We start from the raw sequence: 18,324 nt of genomic DNA, 5'->3' as shown, positions 1-18,324 counted from the left end.
TTTATGTCTGGTGGCCTTAGCGAGGTGGTCCCACGCCTTCCCATCCCGAACAGGACCGTGAAACGCCTTAGCGCCGATGATAGTGTGGCATTCGCCATGTGAAAGTAGGACACCGCCAGACGCCCCATACGCAGAACCCCAGCTCAGACGAGCTGGGGTTTTTGCTTTGCGCGTGCCCCGCGCGCGACTCCCCAGCCCCGACCGGACCCCGGCGGGGCTTTGGCGTTTCCAGATCGCGGTTTGTCCAAGTCGTTTGAGGATGCCGTCCATCGTCGTTATCCATCCTTTTGTCGGTGTCGGCTGCCATTTGTCATTGCGCGGGGCTATTCTGGCAATGACGGCTGGGCAAATGGGGATTGCAATGCGCGATGGACCGATGCGGCCGGCAGCGGGCTTCACCATGCTGGAGGTGCTGATTGCGCTGCTGGTGCTGGCGATGGGCGTGCTGGCGGCTATCGCCGTGATACTGAATGCAGAGCGCGCCAGCGGCTCTGCCTACTTGCGGCAGATGGCCAGTCAATATGCCTACGATATGGTTGACCGGATGCGGGCGAATTCTGCCCAAGTCAGCGCGGGCAATTACGATGTGGCGTCCGGCACCGCGCCTTCCACCTTGCAAAGCAACTGCGCCACTTCTGCCTGCAGCGCGGCGACGATGGCCACTTATGACAAGTATCAGTGGCTGACGGATCTGCAAAACAATCTGCCTGGGGGTACCGGCAGCGTTTATCAGCCGACAAACGGCGGCAGCACCGAACGCGTGGTGCAAATCTGGTGGACGGACGGCAACGCGGTGAGCGGCGGCAGTCAGCAGACCGTGACGGTGAGGACCATCATGTGAAAGCCTGGCGAGCGCAGTCTGGATTCTCCCTGATTGAACTGATGGTGGCGATCACCATCGGTTTGCTGCTGTTGACCGCGCTGGTCGGCATCATGGTGGGGGGGCGCAAGGACTACTCCACCAATACCGGACAGGGCATGTTGCAGAACGCCGGCGCGACCCTGTCCAGCGTGATCTCGCAGACGGCGCGTTCGGCCGGCTTCTTTGGCTGTTCCGGCACCTCCACGTCCAATGCGCTGGTGACGGCAAACGGCTTGTTGAGCAATTTCAATTCGCCGGTTGTCGGTTATGACGCGACCTTGGCTTCGTCGACGTTGACGCTGACTGCGCTCAACGGCAACAACGACAGCACATTGACCGACTGGTCGCCGACGCTGGACAGCAGCTTGCAGGGGAAAGTGGCGCAGGGCAGCGATGTGCTGGTTTTCTCAGGGCAAACCAACGGCACGACGCCGGTGTGGGTCAATACCTATGCCTCGGCCGGCAGCACTGCGCTGACCACGCTGGCGGCTTCCGGGGTGGTGGCCAACAATTTGTTGGCGGTGTCCAACTGCGGGCACTCTACGATTTTGCAAGTCAATAGCGTCAGCAGCGCCAGCGGCGGCAGCGTGATCAATCTGAAGCAGGCTTTGGATGCGGATTTCCCGGTAGGCTCGGTGGCGGTGTCTTTGTCGCAGACCGCCTATTTCGTCGCGCAAGCGACCGGCGCGCAGAGCGCGCTGTATCAGGCGGTGTATGACGGCACGGCTTCCAGTTGGCAGCTGACGCCAGTGGTGCCGGGAGTGGACATGCTGCAGGTGTGGTACGGCGTCGGCAGCACGCCGGGGGTGACCACGCAGTACCTGCCCGCCTCCCAGGTCGGCAATTGGACGCAGGTCAACAGCCTGAGGATCGCTGCATTGCTGGAAGGCCCATTGGGATCGGCGCCGGCGGGAGCGCGCTCTGGCTGCGCGAATCAAACTAGCTGGACGGTGTTGGGCAATACGGTGGTGGTGCCTTGCGATACCCGCTTGCGGCATGTGTATACGATGACTGTGTCCCTGAGGAATGCCGGACTATGACGATCTCGAGAGCCGGCCCGGCTAGGCAGAAGGGCGTAGTGCTGATCGTCGCGCTGATTTTCATGCTGGTGATCATGATTCTGGGTCTGGCGGGCAGCAGCCAGTCGCTGGGACAGCTGCATATGGCCAGCAACAACGCCCTGTATCAGAACAATATGCAATTGGCGGAGGGCACGCTGCGCCAAGCCTACGCTTCCATGCTGCAGGGCAACTTCGCCAGTCAGAATTTCACCGTTTCCGGCAGCAATGGTTATTACCAGTTCAATGCCAGCGCGACGCCGGTCTGGCAGCAGAATCTCTATACCGCTTCATTCTGGAGCGATAGCACCAAGACGATAAGCGGCTATGCCGGCACGCCGGCGGTTTCGGGGGTTGTCAGCAGCTACGTGGTGGAAAGCATGCCGGCTTCATGCCGCGCCGGCGTCAGTTGCGGCAACCGCGGCATTTATGGCCTGCAGACAGGCAGCAACAATTACCGGGTCACCGCCCGGGTGGCGACCAGCAGCGGCGCCAGCCCGGTGGTGGTGCAGGCGATCTTCACGCAGTGAGGCGGATATGGCGAACCGGACAACCTTGACGCGTATTGCCGGCAGCGTCGCGCTGCTGGTCGGGTTGACGCTGGCGACGCTATGGGTGCGCGGCGCGGGTTCAACCGCGACCCTGGCGATCTCCCAGGTGCCGTTGACCATCAGCACGCCGGCGCGGCCGCAGGTAGTAATCGCGGTGACCAATTCGGAATCGATGGACGGCAGCACCATCACCTATTGCAATGGGACCGGCAATAGCGGCGCCAACTGCAGCAATGGCTTTTCCACCACCTATACCGGCCGCGGCGGGGCTTTGTTGACCGGCTCCGGCGCGGTTGGCGGTTTGACCAGCTCTTCCTCGCCGATCAACTACCCGGTGCCGGCCAACTTCACGCCGCCCATTTCCGGCGGCGCGGCCGGAAGCATGCAGCCCTATACCTCTACCTTGTCCACCGGGCAGCTTGCCGACAATAGCCCATCACGCCTCAATGTGGCCAAGGCGGGGATACTGTCTATTTTGAATACTTATCTGGCCACCACTGATTTCTCCCTGCTGTCCTACCAGACCAGCCGCACCTCGCTGTACACGACCTGGGTTTACTACATGTCGCCGCCGGGCGGCTTCGCCTTCACCAATACGCCGACCGCCACCAGCACCACCGACACGGTCCTCAATCCCTGCTACGGCTATTTGTCGCTGGGCATCCTGTTTTCGACGGTGAAGAGCAATTGCGCGGCCATCGCGCTGAGCCTGGGCTTGGGGACCAGCGGGCTGGTCATGAGCGGCGCCCAGTACATGACGGTGGCGGCGACCAGCGACGACGCCAACATCAACGATGTGCTCTATACCACCGGCCTGAATCCGGTGTTCATGACTTATGGCACGGTCAGTCCCAGCAATCCCTATAGCTATTATTCGCTGAGCAGCTACAAGAGCGGTTCCGTATCGGTTGGCTACAGTCTGATGGCTCCGGGCGGCTTTACTTCCTGGAGCACATCGCCAACCAACGCCGGCTACGTGCCATTCACGCCCCAGGTGCTGTATGTGCAACGCGGCTGGGGTTATGGCGGCTCGCAGTCGTACAGCGGCGCGACCACCAATGTGGCGATGACCAATCTGGGCAGTCCGTCGTCCAGCCAGATCACCAGTGCCTACAATAGTTTTTCGCCGTTTTTGCAGCCGGAGACCAACTCCACCAGCACGACGGAAATCAAGTCGGCGGCGGGGCAGTCGCCTATTTACGCATTGCTGAAGACGGCACAGACGAGTTTCACCACCACATCGTCCAGCAGCGGCTGCACGCCGCAGAAGTACGTGGTGCTGATTACTGACGGCCTGCCCACCCAGGACAAGAGCGGGAATTTCTGGCCCCCGGTCGGCAGCGCCGCGGCCACCGGCTACGGCGTGACCGCCAGCTTCAATGCCGATGGCTCGCTGAATACCAGCGGAACCAATAGCCAGGCGCTGCTCGACGCCATCAGCCAGATCCAGACCCTGGCGACCGCGGGCATCAAAACCTATGTGATAGGCCTGGGCGCGGGGGTGGCGCCGGCTACCAATCCGGTGGCTGCGCAAACGCTGACCGCGATGGCGGTGGCGGGCAACACCGGCTCCTACTATCCCGCGGTCAGTCCGACCGCCTTCAGCAACGCGCTGAGCGCGATTCTGGTGCAAATCCAGAAGGGCAGCTATGACCAGGCCTCCGTGGCGCTGAACAGCACCACGCTCAGCACCAACACCCAGGCTTTCCTGGCCAGCTTCAATCCCAGCGACACGCCTTACAGCGACTGGACCGGCGATTTGTCCGGCTACACGCTCGGCAGCAGCAGCGGCTTGAACGTCAGCACCTCGGCCAGTTGGAGCGCGCAGGCCCAGGTGGACACCTTCGCCAGCGGCAGCGGGTGGCAGAACACGAGGCTGATCGCCACCTGGGACGGGGTGAACAACAAGGGCGTGCCGTTCCGCTGGCCGGCGACCGGCGTCACGGGAATCAACAGCACGCAGCAGTCGCAATTGCAGCCGTCGGATACCAAGGGCAGCCTTCGCGTCAACTACCTGCGCGGCGACACCTCGCAGGAGGTGCGCAATGGTGGCGGATTCCGCAACCGCAGCCATTTGCTGGGCGACATCATAGATAGCGGGCCGGCCTATGTCGCCAAGCCGAACGGCCCCTATATCGATACCAGCTACCAGACGTTCACCAGCAATAATGCCAGCCGCACGCCGATGCTCTACGTCGGCGCCAATGACGGCATGGTGCACGCTTTCAACGCCAACACAGGCAACGAGGCTTTCGCCTTCGTGCCCAATGGCGTGTTCGCCAATCTGTACCAGCTGACCAGCGCTTCATACAACAACAATCACCTCTATTTCGTCGATGGCTCGCCCCAGGCGGGGGACGTGATGTTCTCCGACAGCAGCTGGCATTCGGTGCTGGTGGGTGGTTTGGGTGGCGGAGGCAAGACCATCTACGCGCTCGATGTCACCTCGCCCTCTACGCTGACATCCGAAACGGCGCTGGCGAGCGCCGCCTTGTGGGAGTTCAGCGACAGCGGCATGGGTTACTCCTATGGCCGGCCGACCATTGCCCGGCTGAACGGCGCGACCAACGCCTTCGCGGTATTCTTCGGCAATGGCTACGCCAGCAGCGGCAACCACGCGATCTTCTACGCGGTCAATCCGCAGACAGGCGCGACGCTGGCCAAGATAGACCTGTGCAGTTCGGTGCCGGCGGCCTGCAACAGCAGCGCGCCGCAGGGCTTGTCCGAAGTGGTGGCGGTCAACAGCAGCGGCAATGCCGGCGCGGCGGTGGATACCGTCTACGCTGGCGATCTGCAGGGCAATCTGTGGGCGATCAACGTGTCCAGCTCCACTCCGGCCAACTGGTCGGCGCGGCTGCTGTTCACTGCAACCGACAGCAGCGGCAACCACCAGCCGATCACGGCGGCGCCGGTGGCGACGCTGAATCCCAACTTCCCCAAGCAGAAGGGCATGATGGTGTACTTCGGCACCGGGCAATTGCTGGCCCAGGCCGATCTGACCAATACCAATACCCAGGCCTTCTACTCGGTCTACGACAATATGACCATCACCGGCCTGACGCCGTCCAATCTGCTGCAACAGACCGAGACCGCGATCACGACTTCCGTGTCCGGCTTCCCCAGCACCACGGTCTCGTCCACCCAGTACAACTGGCAGAGCCCCAATCCGCCGCTCAGCTGCGTGGTGGGCAAGACCTGCCCGACGCTGTACGGCTGGTATTACACGCTGGGCTTCGCCGGCAGCGGCGCCCGGATGCTGACCAATCCGCAGCTCTTCGCCGGCAATGTGGTGTACACCACGTTCACGCCGTCGTCGTCGCCTTGCACTGCGGGCGGCAGCTCCTTCCTGATGGCGTCCAGCTACGCGACGGGCGGCCCCCCGGCCCAGCCTTTCCTGGACGCCAACGGCGATGGGGTGGTCAATGGCAGCGATGTTTACAATCAACAACCGTTGTCGGGCGTGCAACTGGGCAGTTTCTTCGCCTCCTCGCCGGCCTTCGTGGTTTCCAATCAGGGCGGTTACTCCGCCAGCATCCTGGTGGGCGGCGGCAACGGCAACAGCCGCAACAACTGCGCCAACGGCAAGCTCAACTGCACCAGCAGCAGCCCATCGCAGCAATACTATTCCTGGAGCGGATGGTGGCAAATCCTTTAACAGGGCCCATGGGGCGGGGAGGGGGCATGCGCGGCTTCACGCTGGTCGAATTGATGATCACCCTGGTGATCGTCGCCATTCTCGGCACCATCGCTTATCCGATGTATACCAGCTATGCGCAGCGCTCGAGGCGCAGCGATGCCTGGCAGGCGCTGAATACCGCGCAGGCGCAAATGGAGCAGTGCTATTCGCAGTATTTCGCCTACAACAACGCCGCCTGCGCGGTGACCGCGGCCTCTCCCAGCGGCTATTACCAAGTGCAGATCGCCTCCTCCACCAGCGCCAGCGCCTACACCTTGACGGCGGCCCCGGTGGCCTCGAGCCTGCAGGCCGCCGATACCAGCTGCAGCAGCTTCAGCGTCGGCAACGGCGGCATCCGAAGTTCGTTGAATGCGCAAGGCGCGGATTCTTCCAGCACCTGCTGGCCGCATTGAGGCGCGGGCGATGAGAGCGCGGGCGGGGAAGGGTTTCACGCTGGTGGAAATGATGGTCACGGTTGTGGTGGCGGTGTTGATGGTGACCGTGGCCCTGCCGGCCTGGCAGGTATTCGTCCAGAACGAGAGGCTGAACAGCACGCGCGATCAACTGATCAACGCGATGAACCAGGCGCGCGCGCTGTCGATCAGCAACGACGATGTGGTGACCATCTGTCCTTACAATGCGAGCTCCTCATCCAGTTGCGGCGCCAGCTGGAACGCCGGCTGGGCTATCTTCGAACTGCCGCAGGGCAGCGCCAGTTCCACCCGGGTGCAGGCCCAGCCGTTGACCGTGGGTTCCGCGCCTACCATCAATGCCGCCACATCGGGCGGCGCGGCCATCTCCAGCATCAGCTTCAACCCGCGCCCGCCCTATGTCGCCGCGGCCCAGACCGGCGACTTCCGCCTTTGCGACAGCCGGGGCGTCAGCTATGCGCTGTCGTTCAATCTGCAGACCACCGGCTATATCCAGCAGGCCAGCAGGGCCGGCGTCACGCTGGCGGGCGTCGCGCTCACCTGCCCCTGAGGCGGCCGGAGTTGGGCAGCTGTCGGCGACGGTGGTATGCTTCGCGATCCGTTCCGTTTCATGGCGCCGCGGCGGTCTCGGCATGATGTGCCGCGTCGGCGTCCGCTCAAGGAAAAGCATGGTTTACCCGTCGCCGTCGTTTGAAGACAAAATCTGCCCGCCGGAACAGCTGGCCGAGCGTCTGGCCGCGTTGCCGCGGCCGCTGGTGTTCACCAACGGCTGCTTCGACATCCTGCACCGCGGCCACGTCACCTATCTGGCCCAGGCGCGCGCGCTGGGCGCCAGCCTGGTGCTGGGCTTGAACACCGACGCCTCGGTGAAGCGGCAGGGCAAGGGCGACGATCGCCCGATCAACAATGAACTGAACCGCGCGGCGGTGCTGGCGGCGCTGGACAGCGTCAGCCTGGTCACCTGGTTCGACGCCGACACCCCGGCCGAGCTGATCGAGCTGGTCAAGCCCGACGTGCTGGTCAAGGGCGGCGACTGGACCGTGGACAAGATCGTCGGCAGCGGCGAAACGCTGGCGCGCGGCGGCCAGGTGCACTCCATTCCTTTCTTGTTCGACACCTCCACCACCAAGACGTTGGAAAAAATCCGCGCGAACGAGGGTAAGGCGTGAGCGAGCACGCGTTCGCGGTGCTGCGCCGCCTGTCCGACGGCCGCTTCCACTCCGGCGAGGACATCGCCCAGGCGCTGGGCTGCTCGCGCACGCTGGTGTGGCAGGCGGTGCATGCGATCGAGTCCGAGCTGGGCCTGGACGTATTCAGCGTGCGCGGACAGGGTTACCGGCTGGCTCGTCCTTTCAATTGGCTGGACGTGGCCGCGGTTCGGGCGGGTTTGCCGCCGGGCGCGGCCGAGACGTTCACGCTGGCGGTGGCCGAGCGTACCGACTCCACCAATAGCCAGCTGATGGCGCGCGCCGGCAACGGCGGGCTGCACGGCCTGGTGCTGGCCTGCGAGCAGCAGACCGCCGGCCGCGGCCGGCTGGGGCGGCGCTGGCAGGCCAGGCTGGGATCGGGCCTGACCTTCTCGCTGCTGTGGCGTTTCGAGCGCGGCCTGGCTGAGCTGGCGGGCCTGTCGCTGGCGGTGGGCGTCGCGCTGGCCCGCGCGCTGCGGACGCTGGGCGCGCCGGTGGAATTGAAATGGCCGAACGATGTGCTGCTGAATGGGCGCAAGCTGGCCGGCATCCTGATCGAGGTGTCCGGCGACGCGCTGGGTCCGGCGGCCGCGGTGATCGGCATCGGCTTGAATGTCGCCGATCCGGGCGAGGTAGACCAGCCGGTGGCCGCGCTGGAGCAGGCTGGCGTGGCGCCGGATCGCAACCGGGTGCTGGCCGCCTTGCTGGGCGAGCTGGAGCGGGTGCTGGCCGATTTCGACCGCGATGGCTTCGCGCCGCTGCGCGACGAATGGTGGAGCCTGTGCGCCCATCGGCAGGCGCAGGTGCGGCTGAGCTTCTCGCATGGCGAGCCGATCGACGGCGTCGCCTGCGGGGTGGCCGACAACGGCGCGCTGTTGACGGAAACGGCCCAGGGGGCAAGAGCCTTCCACATCGGCGAGGTCAGCCTCAGGGGGCGCCAATGAAACTATTGATAGACGCCGGCAACAGCCGGGTGAAGTGGGCCTTGTACCAAGGCGAGGATTGCGTACGCCAGGGCGCGGCCGAGCACGGCGAGCTGGCGAGTCTGGCCGAGGCTTGGCGCGGCCTGCCGCTCGAGGGCGCCTGGCTGTCGTCAGTGGCGCGCCGGGAGGTGATCGACGCGCTGGCCGCCGCCGTGCCTTGCCCATTGCACCGCGTGCATGCGGAACGCCGTTTCGGCGATGTGTGTAACCATTATCGCAACACCGCCGAACAGGGCGCAGACCGCTGGCTGGCGGTGCTGGCCGCGCGCGAGCTGTGCCGCGGCGACGTCATCGTCGCTTGCGCCGGCACCGCGCTGACGGTGGAGGCGTTGACCGCCGAGGGCGATTACCTGGGCGGACTGATCCTGCCTGGGCATGGCCTGATGCTGCATAGCCTGGCCCAGGGCACGGCCAATCTGAACCGAACCATTGGCGAGATCGCCGATTTTCCGCAGGGCACGCAGGATGCGTTGGCCAGCGGCGCGATGGCGGCCTTGACCGGCGCCATCGAGGAGCAGCGGCGCAAGCTGGCTGAACGCACCGGCCGCGCGCCGGCCACGGTGATCCTCACCGGCGGCGACGCTGCCCGCATCGCGCCCTGGCTCGCGGCGCCGTTGCAGATCGTGGATAATCTGGTGTTGATGGGTTTACTCAAGGTGGCGAACACGTGATGAAGTGGCTAGTGGCGCTGGTAGTGGTGCTGAATCTGGTGGTGGCGATGTACGGCTCGTTGAAGCAACGGCCGCCGCTGGACGTGCACGCCCAGGAGGTCAGTCCCGGGCAGGTGAAGCTGCTGCCCGCCAACTGGAAGCCGGACGGATCCGCGTCCAAGGCGCAGGCCAGCGCGCCCGCCGCCTCGGCGCCCGCGTCGCAGCCGCTGCACGAGACCAAGCCCGCGGCCAGCGCGGCCAAGTCCCAGGCCAAGCCGGCAGCCAAGCCTGAAGCATCCAAGCCCGCGGCCAAGGCGGCCGACAAGCCGCAAGACAAGGCCGGGCAGGAAAAGGCGGCCCAAGACAAGAAAACCCAGGACAAGCAGCCCGAGGCCTTGGCCTGCTATCGCTGGAGCGGCCTCAACGACAGCCTGCTGGCGCGGGTAAAGGGCGGCGTGCCGCAGTTGAAGCTGAAATCCGGCCAGATGCAGGAAGACAGCAAGGAAGAAAGCAAGGGTTCCGGCCGTTTCTGGGTGTATTACCCGCCGCTGGCCACCCAGTCCGAGACCAAGACCCTGTCGGCCGAGATGAGGGACAAGGGTTTCGACAACTACATCGTCAGCAACGACGAATTCAAGGGCAATCTGTCGCTGGGCCTGTTCGGCAAGGAGGACGCGGCCAAGACGCTGGTGGCGCGGCTGAAGGCGGCCGGCTACGATAAGGCGGTGGTCAAGTCCAAGGATCAGCCGGCCAAGATCACCGCGCTGAGCTTCAAGGACCTGGACGCGGCGCAGGCCGAGCGCCTGAAGGCGTTGCAGAAGCGGCTGACGCCCGGCATCGCGCTGAAGGGCTGCTGAGCGGAGGCCGTGGCCAAAGCTTGATCCAGCGGCTTGCCAAGCGGCATGCTGCGGCGCAATATCGACAACGGCGGCGACAGGCCGCCGTTTTGCTTGCCAGGCTTTCCATGACCCGACACATCCATATTACCCGGCTGCTGGACCGCGGCCGCTTCAACGACAGGATATTGCGCCAGCTCGGCTGGGCGATGGCCTTCATCGCCGGCGCGATCAACGCCGGCGGCTTCCTGGCGGTGCACCGCTACACTTCGCACGTGTCCGGGGTTGTGTCCGGCATGGCCGATGCCTGGGCGACCGGCGAGATCGGAGTGGGATTGTCGCTGCTGGTGATGCTGTGCAGCTTCATCGGCGGCGCGATGCACAGCACCTGGCTGATCCTGTGGGCGCGGCGGCAGCGGCTGCGCGGCGGCTACGGCGTGTCGATGATGGAGGAGGCGCTGCTGTTGCTGGTGTTCGGCCTGCTGGGGGCCGGGTTGTCGCTGCACAAGGGCCTGTTCACCCCGCCGACGGTAATGCTGCTGTGCTTCATCATGGGCATGCACAACACCATCGTCACCAAGCTGTCCGGCGGCCTGTTGCGCAGCACCCACATGACCGGCATCGCCACCGACATCGGCATCGAGCTGGCCAAAATGAGCTACTACAACCACGAACGCAATCCGCGGGTGGCGGCGGTGCGCTCCAACCACAAGAAATTCCGCGTCTACGCGCTGATCCTGCTGGCCTTCTTCCTCGGCGGCGTGGTGGGCGCGTTGGGTTTCAAGCATCTGGGCTTCGGCTTCACGCTGCCGCTGGCCTTGTTCCTGTTCCTGCTGGGCCTCAGGCCCGCCTGGTACGACGTCAGGCTGCGCTGGCGCTGGTGGCGCGGCCGCTGGGCGTCGCGGCGCGCGCGGGCCGCCGCGCAAGGCGGAGGTTCCGCGTCCTGAGGCGGCGGCCGGCGTTACGACCAGAGCGAGATCGCCACGCTGGCCGCCGTCCACATCGCTTGTGACATGCTGTGCCTGATGCGCAACAAGAAGGTGGTGGGCATGCTGTAAGCGGTTGGCCGTTTTAAGAAAATGCCGTCGCGCTGGAGTCCCAGCGGGCGGCATTTTTGTCGAGGTGAAAAAAGATGGGCGAGAGAGCAGGGCCGGTCGGTAACCGCCCATATCCCCTTTGGCCTGCCTGGCGGGCAGCCCCGCCGTGTAAATTATCTCCGCGCAGCGGATTCAGATCAGGTTTGCCTGTCGATTCTGATGCCGCTCAGATTGCGGATAGGGCATCAAATCCACCCCGGCACCCGCCACAGCAGCAAGCCCAGCATCGCGATCTCGCAAAGCTCCACGCCCGCGCCCAGGCAGTCGCCGGTCATGCCTCCTAGGCGGCGCTTCAGGAAGGCCCACCAGGCCAGGCCTGCCAGAGGGGCCAGCAGCAGCGCCGGGGCCAGCCAGGCCGACAGCGCCAGCAGCGCGGCCAGATTCAGGCCCATGCCGGCCCAGTCGCGTTGCCAGGCGAAGCGCTCTCCGCTGCCCGGCGCGATGGCCGGCAGCGTGGCCGACCAGACGACGGCGAAGCCGCGCGCCCAGGCCGGGACCAGCAGCAGGCCCCAGGCCGGGCCGCCGTGACGGGCGGCCAGCATCAGCAGCACCAGCTTGGCGGCGACGGCCAGGATCAGCGCCAGCACGCCGAAGCTGCCCAGATGCGGGTCTTTCAGCACCTCGAAGAAACGCTCGCGCGAGCGGTGGGCCGCGCCCAGCGCGTCGGAAAGGTCGGCGAGGCCGTCCAGATGCAGGCCGCCGGTCACCATCACCCAGGCCAGCAGCGCCAGCAGCGCCGCCAGCCAGGGGTCGACCAGGCCGCCCAGCCGCAGGGCGGCCAGCAGCAGCGCGCCGACGATGACGCCGACGGCGGGAAACCAGCGCGCGCTGGCCGCCAGCCACTCGGGTTTGAAATCGGCAAGCTGCGGCGTGGGCAGCCGGGTCAGGAACTGCACTGCCAGGATTAGTCCGCGCATGCGGACTCCAGGCGCAGCAGGTAGGCCGGGTGGCCCTCCAGCATCGACAGCTGGACGAAGCCGCCGCGTTGCACCGTCATCAGCTTGGCCACCGCGAACTCGGTGCCCAACAGCTCCGCCATCAGTACCGTGATCACGCCGCCGTGGGTCACCAGCAAGCGGTGGCTGCCGCGGGCTTCGGTCATCCAGTCGGCCAGGCCGGCCAGCACCCGGGTGCGGAACTGTTCGAAGGTTTCGCCGCCGGGGGGGCTGAGCCGGCCGGCGGCCAGCGCGTCGCCCCAGCCCGGGTGGGCCTGTTCCAGATCGGCCACCGGCTGGCCGTCCCAGCCGCCGAAATCCATCTCGGCGAAGCGCGGGTCCACCTTCAGCGTCAGCGAGCCGGACAGCGCCTGCTTGACCGAGAACTCGCGGCAACGCTGCAGCGGCGAGGTGGCGATGCAGGTGACCGGCGCCAGGTTGCTGATGCGTTTCCAGCTGTGTTCCAGTTGCTGGTGCCCCAGTTCGGTCAGCGGCAGGTCGGTCAGGCCGATCAGCCGGCCGTCATGGTCGATATCGCCGTGGCGCAGCAGGGTCAGCGTGTAAGGGTTCATGCCGATTTGCCGCTGACGCCGGCTTCTGCGAAGGTGGCCATGCCGTTGTGCAGCTTCACCGCCAGCTGCAGCAGCGGCACGCATACCGCGGCGCCGGAGCCTTCGCCCAGGCGCATGCCCAGGTCCACCAGCGGCGGCAGTTGCAAGGCTTTCAGCGCCAGATCATGGCCGGATTCCGCCGAGCGGTGGCTGGCCAGCAGCCAGTCGTGCAGCGAGGGCTCCATGGTCTTGGCGCACAGCGCGGCGGCGCTGGCGATGAAGCCGTCCACCAGCGACGGCACGCCCAGCCGCGCGCCTTCCAGGTAAAAGCCGGCGATGGCGGCGATTTCCAGGCCGCCCAGCTCGGACAGCGTGTCCAGGCCGCTGAGGTTTTCCCAGGCTACCCGGGCCAATGCGGTCTTTACCGCGCGGTGCTTGTTGGCCAGGCCGGCGTCGTCGACGCCGGTGCCGCGGCCCACCACCAGCTCCGGCGCCGCGCCGGTCAGCCGGCAGATCAGCGCCGCCGAGGCGGTGGTGTTGCCTATGCCCATGTCGCCGGCGATCAGCAGATTGGCGCCGGCCTCCACCGCGCGGCGGGCGGCGGCGCGGCCGGCCTCTAGCGCGGCAGCTGTTTCATCGGCGCTCATCGCCGCCTGTTTGGCCAGGTTCTGGCTGCCGGGTCTCACCTTGGCGTGGACGATGGGCAGCGCGGCCACATCGCCGGCCACGCCCACGTCCACCACTTCCAGCCGCGCGTCCAGCGCGCGCGCCAGCACGCAGATGGCCGCGCCGCCGTTGGCGAAGTTGCGCACCATCTCGGTGGTGACCGCGGAGGGGAAGGCGGATACGCCCTCCGCCGTGACGCCGTGGTCGGCGGCGAACACGGTGATAGCCGGCCGCAGATCTTCCGGCTGGGCGCGGCCCTGCCAGGCGGCGAAGCGGCAGGCCAGTTCCTCTAGCTGTCCCAGGCTGCCGGGCGGCTTGGTCAGGATGGCCTGACGGGCGCGGGCGGCGTTGCGGGCGGAAAGATCCAGGGGTTTGCTGCTGTTCATGGTATGGGCCTGCTGCGGGAGCGGACGTGGGTCCGGATGATGAATGGGAACCGGCGCGCGGCGTCGGCTGGACTCTAAGCATATTACTGCTTGGCCGGTGCCGCCAAAAGTCCGGCGGGTTATAATCCGCCGATCAGCAGGTGTCCCGAGGCGCGCGGTCTTGCGCGCCGGGATGAAACGGGAAGCCGGTGAGAAACCGGCGCTGCCCCCGCAACGGTAAGGCCTGGCGCGCATGCGCCCAGGCGGCGCAAAGACCACTGTCCTCGGGACGGGAAGGCGCGCCGCCGGCAAGGCCCAGCCCGGAGACCGGCCTGCGCTGCCACTGGCCGGAAGCCGGTGGACCACTGGAGTATCGCGGGGAGGCGATTCGACAGGCGTTTCGGTTCTGCCGTGCCGTCCTTTGCTGCTGTTGTCCTCTTCGCACTCAACGTTGACCTTATCGTGAGTGTGTTTTCATGTTCAAGCTTCAAATCTGCGCCGCGCTGACGGCGCTGGCCTGTTCCAGCCTGGCCCTGGCCGACGGCGTCCCCCAGTTCGCCGGCGATCCGGTGATCGTGACGGCGAGCCGCATCGCGCAGCCGCTGTCCAAAACGCTGGCTGACGCCACCGTGATCACCCGAGATGAAATCGAGGAAAGCGGCGCGCAGACGCTGCAGCAGGTGTTGTCGCGCCAAGCCGCTGTGACCATCGCCAGCAACGGCGGTCCGGGAACGACTAGCAGCATTTTCATGCGCGGAACTAATTCCAATCATACGGTAGTGCTGGTGGACGGTATTCGCATTTCATCGGCGACATTGGGCACTACAGCTATTCAGAACATCCCGTTGGAACAGATTGAACGCATCGAAATCCTGCGTGGCCCGGCCTCCAGCCTGTATGGCGCCGACGCCATCGGCGGTGTGATCCAGATCTTCACCCGCAAGGGCGAGGGCGAGCCGCGCTTCAACGCCGGACTGGAGGTCGGCAGCCGCGGCACCGGCAAGCTGAGCGCCGGCGTCAGCGGCAAGGTCGACAATACGGCTTATAGCTTGCAACTGGGACATGAGCAGTCCGACGGTTTTTCCGCGACCAATCCGAAGAGTGCGAGCTACAACCCGGATCGGGATGGCTACGGTACCGATAGCTACAGCGCGAGCGTGACCCAGACGCTGGCCCGCGGCCATGATCTGACGCTGCGCTTGTTCCAGAGCTTTGCCAAAGCGGATATTGACCAGAACCCGGTTGGCCAGGATTGGATCCGGACTCGGTTGACCGGCCAGAGCATCGAATCGAAAAACCAGTTCTCCGATATCTGGACCAGCACGCTGCGGTTCAGCCACAGCCAGGATAAGCAGGAAGTCTTCAGCGATGCGGCAAACGGGCAGCGCAACAGCCTGTATCAAACTACGCAGAACGAATGGTTGTGGCAGAACGATCTGTCGACCGATTTCGGCAAATTCACGCTGGGCGCGACGCATGGAGATCAGAAAATCGACAGCGACAGCGTGTTCGCCAAGAGTACGCGCAATACCCATGCCGCGTTCCTGACCTACCAGCTGGATCTGGGCAAGCATTTGCTGCAGGCAAGCGTGAGGCGCGACCATGATGATCAGTTCGGCGGCAAGACCACCGGCAAACTCGATTACGGCTATCGATTCGCCGATGGCTGGCTGGCGAGGGCTGGCTATGGCACCGCTTACAAGGCCCCGTCGTTCAATGACTTGTATGCGCCATTCAGCGGCAATCCCGCTTTACAGCCCGAAAGCTCGCGCAACGCCGAACTGGCACTGCAGTACCGCAAGAATCAAAGCATGTTCAGTGCGACCTTGTTCCGCAACGACATCGACAAGATGATTGTCTGGGCGCCGTCACCGCTGTTCTCCAACGATTGGAGCCCGAGCAATTTGAACAAGGCAACGATTAAAGGGATGACCATCGAGGCGTCTACGGTTTGGCTGGATACCAATTGGGGGATGAACATCACATTGATGGATGCCCGCGATCAGGCGACTGGCAATTGGCTGTTGCGTCGTCCGCGCCAAAGCGCCAATTTCAATGCCAGTAAGGAATGGGGCTTGTGGACTTTCGGCGCCGAGCAGCAGATCGCTTCTCGACGGACTGATTCTTCCAATACGTCGTTGCATGGTTACGGTATCACTAATGCCTTTGCCAACTACCGCTTCGCCAAGAGCTGGACCGCGACAGCCCGCGTCGACAACCTGTTCGACCGCGAATACGAAACCGCTTATGGCTACAACACCGGCGGTCTGGGCGCCTTCATCGGCGTGCGTTACAGCCAATAAGGGACAATCCATGGCCCATCTGATCACCGGCGGCGCCCGCAGCGGCAAGAGCCGTCATGCCGAAGACCTGGCCCGCCGTCATGGCGGACCGGTGTGCTATCTCGCCACCGCCGAGGTGCGCGACGCCGAGTTCGCGCGCCGGGTGGCGCTTCACCGCGCGCAGCGGCCGGCGCACTGGCGCGTGGCCGAGGCCGGCCGCGGCTTGGCGGCCATCATCGCCGCCCACGACGCGCCGGGCGGCTTGCTGCTGATCGACTGCCTGGGCATGTGGCTGATGCGTTTCTTCGGCGAGGCCGGTTTCGATGAGGCCGAGTACGCGGCCGAGCGCGACGCGCTGCTGGCGGTTTTGGACAGGGTGAGCGGCGAGGTGCTGCTGGTCAGCAACGAGGTCGGCTGGGGCGTGGTGGCGGGCGATGCCGAAACCCGCCGCTTCGTCGACGAATTGGGCCGGCTCAACCAGCTGGCGGCGTCGCATTGCGGCCGGGTGACGCTGGTGGTCTGCGGCCTGCCGCTGGCGTTGAAGGGGGAGGCGGCATGAGGCGGGCGCTGTTTGGCTTGTGCCTGCTACTGGGCGCGGCGCGCGCCGGAGCGGCAATCCAGGTCGAGGACGGAGCCGGCAAGTCCGTGGCGCTGGAGCGGCCGGCGGCGCGCATCGTCAGCCTGGTGCCGCACGCCACCGAGCTGCTGTTCGCCGCCGGCGCCGGCGGCAAGGTGGTGGCCACTGTCGATTACAGCGACCACCCGGAAGCGGCGAAAAAGCTGCCGCGCGTCGGCGGCTTCACCGGCTTCAGCCTGGAGGCGGTGCTGCGGCAGAAGCCCGATCTGGTGGTGGCCTGGCAGGACGGCGGCACGCCGCGCGAGTTGGAGCGGCTGCGGCGCATGGGCGTGCCGGTGTTCATCAGCCATCCGCTGCAGCCGGACGATGTGGCGCAGGAAATCGTCAAGCTGGGCAAACTGGCCGGCACCGACGCCGCTGCGGCTACGGCGGCCGCGGCCTATCGCCAGCGGCTGGCGGCGCTGCGGCAGCGCTACGGCGGCCGCGCGCCGGTGAGGGTGTTCTACCAGCTGAGCCAGACGCCCATCTTCACCGTCAGCGGCAAGAGCTATATCGACGCGCTGATCCGCGTCTGCGGCGGCGTGAACGTGTTCGCCGACCTGCCCTTGCCGGCGCCGCAGGTGTCGACCGCCGCCGTGGTGGCGGCGCAGCCGCAGGCCATCGTGGCCGGAGACGACGCCACGCTGGCGATGTGGAAGCGCTGGCAGGCATTGCCGGCGGTGGCGAACGGCGCGCTGCTGGCCCTGCCCGGCGACGCCATCACCATCCCCGGGCCGAGGCTGGTGGACGGCGCGGACCAGCTGTGTGCCCGGCTGGACACAGCGCGGCAGCGGCTGGGTTTGACGCCCAAGTAGCCGCCCGTTATCCTCGCCGCCATGGACAATGAACTGGAATACCTCGAATCCCGCGTCGCGGCGCTGATCGCCCGCATCCGGGAACTGGAAGTCCAGAACGGCCGGTTCGCCGAGGCGCTGTCCGAAGCGCTGAAGGAGAACGCCGAGCTGAACTTCCGCGTCAACGAAACCCGCAGTCGGGTGGCGGCCCTGGTGGCGCGCCTGCCCGCCGCGCCGGAGAACGAGCAATGAGCGACGTGGTTCAGGTCGACATCGAGCTGCTGGGCAGGCATTTCACCATCGGCACGCCGCAGGACGAGCAGGAAACGCTGCTGGAAGCGGTTCGCCTGCTGGAAGGCAAAATCTCCACCATCCAGCAGCATGGCAAGGTGATGGACGCCGACAAGATCGCCATCATGGCCGCGCTGAACATCGCGCACGACCTCTTGAAGACAAAAGTGGGCGAAGGCTTGGAGATTGAGGCGTTTCAGCGTAAAATACGTGGCATGAGCGAAGCAGCCGATCAGGCGCTGAGCCAAAGCCAGCAGCCGCTGTTTTAAGCCGAGCGGCGCTGGCGCACCAAAGGTCAGTTTATCCCCTGCGGTGTTCGTGACGGCGCACAATTCCTTTGTACCAATGCGTTCGCTTTTGGCTGCCAGCGTGAGACATGGGCGTGCCGCGTTCCTTGATGAACGCGCCCGAAATGTTTGGCAGGCGGCCCCTCCTGGAAACAGGGTACAAGCGAATTTAGCCCGAACGACACTCGCGGGGGTTCCCCCTCCTT

19 protein-coding genes, 1 rRNA gene, 1 other RNA gene and 1 riboswitch are annotated in these 18,324 nt (G+C 65.5%); of the genes, 18 read left to right on the top strand and 3 right to left on the bottom strand.

Features of this window, described 5'->3' with window-relative positions:
• The first annotated feature begins 6 nt into the window (after positions 1-6).
• From rrf to ACX17K_RS05385, 12 genes are all read left to right on the top strand, one after another.
• Positions 7-121: ribosomal RNA gene (gene rrf / locus ACX17K_RS05440) — 5S ribosomal RNA — on the top strand.
• A gap of 138 nt (positions 122-259) precedes the next feature.
• Entirely contained in the window at positions 260-841 is a 582-nt protein-coding gene (pilV, locus tag ACX17K_RS05435; RefSeq protein ID WP_493773996.1) for a type IV pilus modification protein PilV, read from the top strand.
• The gene (locus tag ACX17K_RS05430; RefSeq protein WP_493773995.1) at positions 838-1,902 is read left to right on the top strand and encodes a PilW family protein; all 1,065 of its coding nucleotides are present in this window, start codon (positions 838-840) and stop codon (positions 1,900-1,902) included. Before pilV ends, ACX17K_RS05430 begins: the two co-directional genes overlap by 4 nt.
• On the top strand, positions 1,899-2,450 hold the full coding sequence (locus tag ACX17K_RS05425) for a pilus assembly PilX family protein (protein WP_493773994.1): 552 nt from the start codon (positions 1,899-1,901) through the stop codon (positions 2,448-2,450). Before ACX17K_RS05430 ends, ACX17K_RS05425 begins: the two co-directional genes overlap by 4 nt.
• A 25-nt stretch (positions 2,451-2,475) precedes the next feature.
• Positions 2,476-6,126, top strand: a complete 3,651-nt coding sequence (locus ACX17K_RS05420; protein ID WP_493773993.1) for a pilus assembly protein — start codon at positions 2,476-2,478, stop codon at positions 6,124-6,126.
• Between the two features lie 26 nt (positions 6,127-6,152).
• Positions 6,153-6,560, top strand: a complete 408-nt coding sequence (locus tag ACX17K_RS05415; protein ID WP_493773992.1) for a type IV pilin protein — start codon at positions 6,153-6,155, stop codon at positions 6,558-6,560.
• Positions 6,561-6,570: 10 nt separating this feature from the next.
• Complete coding sequence (locus tag ACX17K_RS05410) at positions 6,571-7,128, top strand: GspH/FimT family protein (RefSeq protein ID WP_493773991.1); 558 nt, start codon at positions 6,571-6,573, stop codon at positions 7,126-7,128.
• Between the two features lie 118 nt (positions 7,129-7,246).
• A complete protein-coding gene (rfaE2, locus tag ACX17K_RS05405; protein WP_343480461.1) occupies positions 7,247-7,747 on the top strand; it encodes a D-glycero-beta-D-manno-heptose 1-phosphate adenylyltransferase in 501 nt (166 codons plus the stop codon).
• Positions 7,744-8,709 carry a biotin--[acetyl-CoA-carboxylase] ligase gene (locus tag ACX17K_RS05400; protein ID WP_343480459.1) on the top strand — a complete coding sequence of 322 codons (966 nt, stop codon included), beginning with the start codon at positions 7,744-7,746 and terminating at the stop codon, positions 8,707-8,709. Before rfaE2 ends, ACX17K_RS05400 begins: the two co-directional genes overlap by 4 nt.
• On the top strand, positions 8,706-9,419 hold the full coding sequence (locus tag ACX17K_RS05395) for a type III pantothenate kinase (protein ID WP_493773990.1): 714 nt from the start codon (positions 8,706-8,708) through the stop codon (positions 9,417-9,419). Before ACX17K_RS05400 ends, ACX17K_RS05395 begins: the two co-directional genes overlap by 4 nt.
• A complete protein-coding gene (locus ACX17K_RS05390) occupies positions 9,419-10,255 on the top strand; it encodes an SPOR domain-containing protein (RefSeq protein WP_493773989.1) in 837 nt (278 codons plus the stop codon). Before ACX17K_RS05395 ends, ACX17K_RS05390 begins: the two co-directional genes overlap by 1 nt.
• A gap of 107 nt (positions 10,256-10,362) precedes the next feature.
• The gene (locus tag ACX17K_RS05385) at positions 10,363-11,181 is read left to right on the top strand and encodes a YoaK family protein (RefSeq protein ID WP_493773988.1); all 819 of its coding nucleotides are present in this window, start codon (positions 10,363-10,365) and stop codon (positions 11,179-11,181) included.
• Between the two features lie 335 nt (positions 11,182-11,516).
• Here ACX17K_RS05385 and cobS read toward each other — a convergent pair whose 3' ends face one another.
• The 3 genes from cobS to cobT are packed head-to-tail and all read right to left on the bottom strand — an operon-like array spanning position 11,517 to position 13,869.
• On the bottom strand, positions 11,517-12,248 hold the full coding sequence (gene cobS, locus ACX17K_RS05380; RefSeq protein WP_493773987.1) for an adenosylcobinamide-GDP ribazoletransferase: 732 nt from the start codon (positions 12,246-12,248) through the stop codon (positions 11,517-11,519).
• Entirely contained in the window at positions 12,236-12,838 is a 603-nt protein-coding gene (locus ACX17K_RS05375) for a histidine phosphatase family protein (RefSeq protein ID WP_493773986.1), read from the bottom strand. The genes cobS and ACX17K_RS05375 overlap by 13 nt, the downstream gene beginning before the upstream one ends.
• Entirely contained in the window at positions 12,835-13,869 is a 1,035-nt protein-coding gene (gene cobT, locus ACX17K_RS05370) for a nicotinate-nucleotide--dimethylbenzimidazole phosphoribosyltransferase (RefSeq protein WP_493773985.1), read from the bottom strand. Before cobT ends, ACX17K_RS05375 begins: the two co-directional genes overlap by 4 nt.
• Positions 13,870-13,990: 121 nt before the next feature.
• Positions 13,991-14,198: riboswitch (cobalamin riboswitch) on the top strand.
• A 126-nt stretch (positions 14,199-14,324) separates the two neighbouring features.
• Here cobT and ACX17K_RS05365 point away from each other — a divergent pair.
• The 6 genes from ACX17K_RS05365 to ssrS all read left to right on the top strand — a co-directional run bounded on the left by ACX17K_RS05365 (position 14,325) and on the right by ssrS (position 18,316).
• A complete protein-coding gene (locus ACX17K_RS05365; protein WP_493773984.1) occupies positions 14,325-16,151 on the top strand; it encodes a TonB-dependent receptor domain-containing protein in 1,827 nt (608 codons plus the stop codon).
• Positions 16,152-16,161: 10 nt separating this feature from the next.
• Positions 16,162-16,689 carry a bifunctional adenosylcobinamide kinase/adenosylcobinamide-phosphate guanylyltransferase gene (gene cobU, locus ACX17K_RS05360; RefSeq protein WP_493773983.1) on the top strand — a complete coding sequence of 176 codons (528 nt, stop codon included), beginning with the start codon at positions 16,162-16,164 and terminating at the stop codon, positions 16,687-16,689.
• Complete coding sequence (locus ACX17K_RS05355) at positions 16,686-17,561, top strand: cobalamin-binding protein (protein WP_493773982.1); 876 nt, start codon at positions 16,686-16,688, stop codon at positions 17,559-17,561. Before cobU ends, ACX17K_RS05355 begins: the two co-directional genes overlap by 4 nt.
• 21 nt (positions 17,562-17,582) lie before the next feature.
• The gene (locus ACX17K_RS05350; protein WP_011134052.1) at positions 17,583-17,792 is read left to right on the top strand and encodes a hypothetical protein; all 210 of its coding nucleotides are present in this window, start codon (positions 17,583-17,585) and stop codon (positions 17,790-17,792) included.
• Positions 17,789-18,100 carry a cell division protein ZapA gene (locus ACX17K_RS05345; protein ID WP_046158412.1) on the top strand — a complete coding sequence of 104 codons (312 nt, stop codon included), beginning with the start codon at positions 17,789-17,791 and terminating at the stop codon, positions 18,098-18,100. Before ACX17K_RS05350 ends, ACX17K_RS05345 begins: the two co-directional genes overlap by 4 nt.
• Before the next feature lie 32 nt (positions 18,101-18,132).
• Positions 18,133-18,316, top strand: a non-coding RNA gene (gene ssrS, locus ACX17K_RS05340) — 6S RNA.
• Positions 18,317-18,324 lie beyond the last annotated feature (8 nt).

The organism is Chromobacterium sp. INPA-IVC, from assembly GCF_059047085.1.
The sequence above is the reverse complement of the archived record's forward strand: the minus strand, read 5'-3'. Positions and strand labels throughout refer to the sequence as shown.

Excerpts from the sequence above, each read along its gene's own strand:
- ACX17K_RS05415 (WP_493773992.1), top strand. The coding sequence starts at position 6,153 with ATGCGCGGCTTCACGCTGGTCGAATTGATGATCACCCTGGTGATCGTC.
- cobU (WP_493773983.1), top strand. The coding sequence starts at position 16,162 with ATGGCCCATCTGATCACCGGCGGCGCCCGCAGCGGCAAGAGCCGTCAT.
- cobS (WP_493773987.1), bottom strand. The coding sequence starts at position 12,248 with ATGCGCGGACTAATCCTGGCAGTGCAGTTCCTGACCCGGCTGCCCACG.
- ACX17K_RS05355 (WP_493773982.1), top strand. The coding sequence starts at position 16,686 with ATGAGGCGGGCGCTGTTTGGCTTGTGCCTGCTACTGGGCGCGGCGCGC.
- ACX17K_RS05350 (WP_011134052.1), top strand. The coding sequence starts at position 17,583 with ATGGACAATGAACTGGAATACCTCGAATCCCGCGTCGCGGCGCTGATC.
- cobT (WP_493773985.1), bottom strand. The coding sequence starts at position 13,869 with ATGAACAGCAGCAAACCCCTGGATCTTTCCGCCCGCAACGCCGCCCGC.
- ACX17K_RS05365 (WP_493773984.1), top strand. The coding sequence starts at position 14,325 with ATGTTCAAGCTTCAAATCTGCGCCGCGCTGACGGCGCTGGCCTGTTCC.
- ACX17K_RS05390 (WP_493773989.1), top strand. The coding sequence starts at position 9,419 with ATGAAGTGGCTAGTGGCGCTGGTAGTGGTGCTGAATCTGGTGGTGGCG.
- ACX17K_RS05425 (WP_493773994.1), top strand. The coding sequence starts at position 1,899 with ATGACGATCTCGAGAGCCGGCCCGGCTAGGCAGAAGGGCGTAGTGCTG.
- ACX17K_RS05385 (WP_493773988.1), top strand. The coding sequence starts at position 10,363 with ATGACCCGACACATCCATATTACCCGGCTGCTGGACCGCGGCCGCTTC.
- ACX17K_RS05395 (WP_493773990.1), top strand. The coding sequence starts at position 8,706 with ATGAAACTATTGATAGACGCCGGCAACAGCCGGGTGAAGTGGGCCTTG.
- rfaE2 (WP_343480461.1), top strand. The coding sequence starts at position 7,247 with ATGGTTTACCCGTCGCCGTCGTTTGAAGACAAAATCTGCCCGCCGGAA.
- ACX17K_RS05410 (WP_493773991.1), top strand. The coding sequence starts at position 6,571 with ATGAGAGCGCGGGCGGGGAAGGGTTTCACGCTGGTGGAAATGATGGTC.
- ACX17K_RS05375 (WP_493773986.1), bottom strand. The coding sequence starts at position 12,838 with ATGAACCCTTACACGCTGACCCTGCTGCGCCACGGCGATATCGACCAT.
- pilV (WP_493773996.1), top strand. The coding sequence starts at position 260 with ATGCCGTCCATCGTCGTTATCCATCCTTTTGTCGGTGTCGGCTGCCAT.
- ACX17K_RS05345 (WP_046158412.1), top strand. The coding sequence starts at position 17,789 with ATGAGCGACGTGGTTCAGGTCGACATCGAGCTGCTGGGCAGGCATTTC.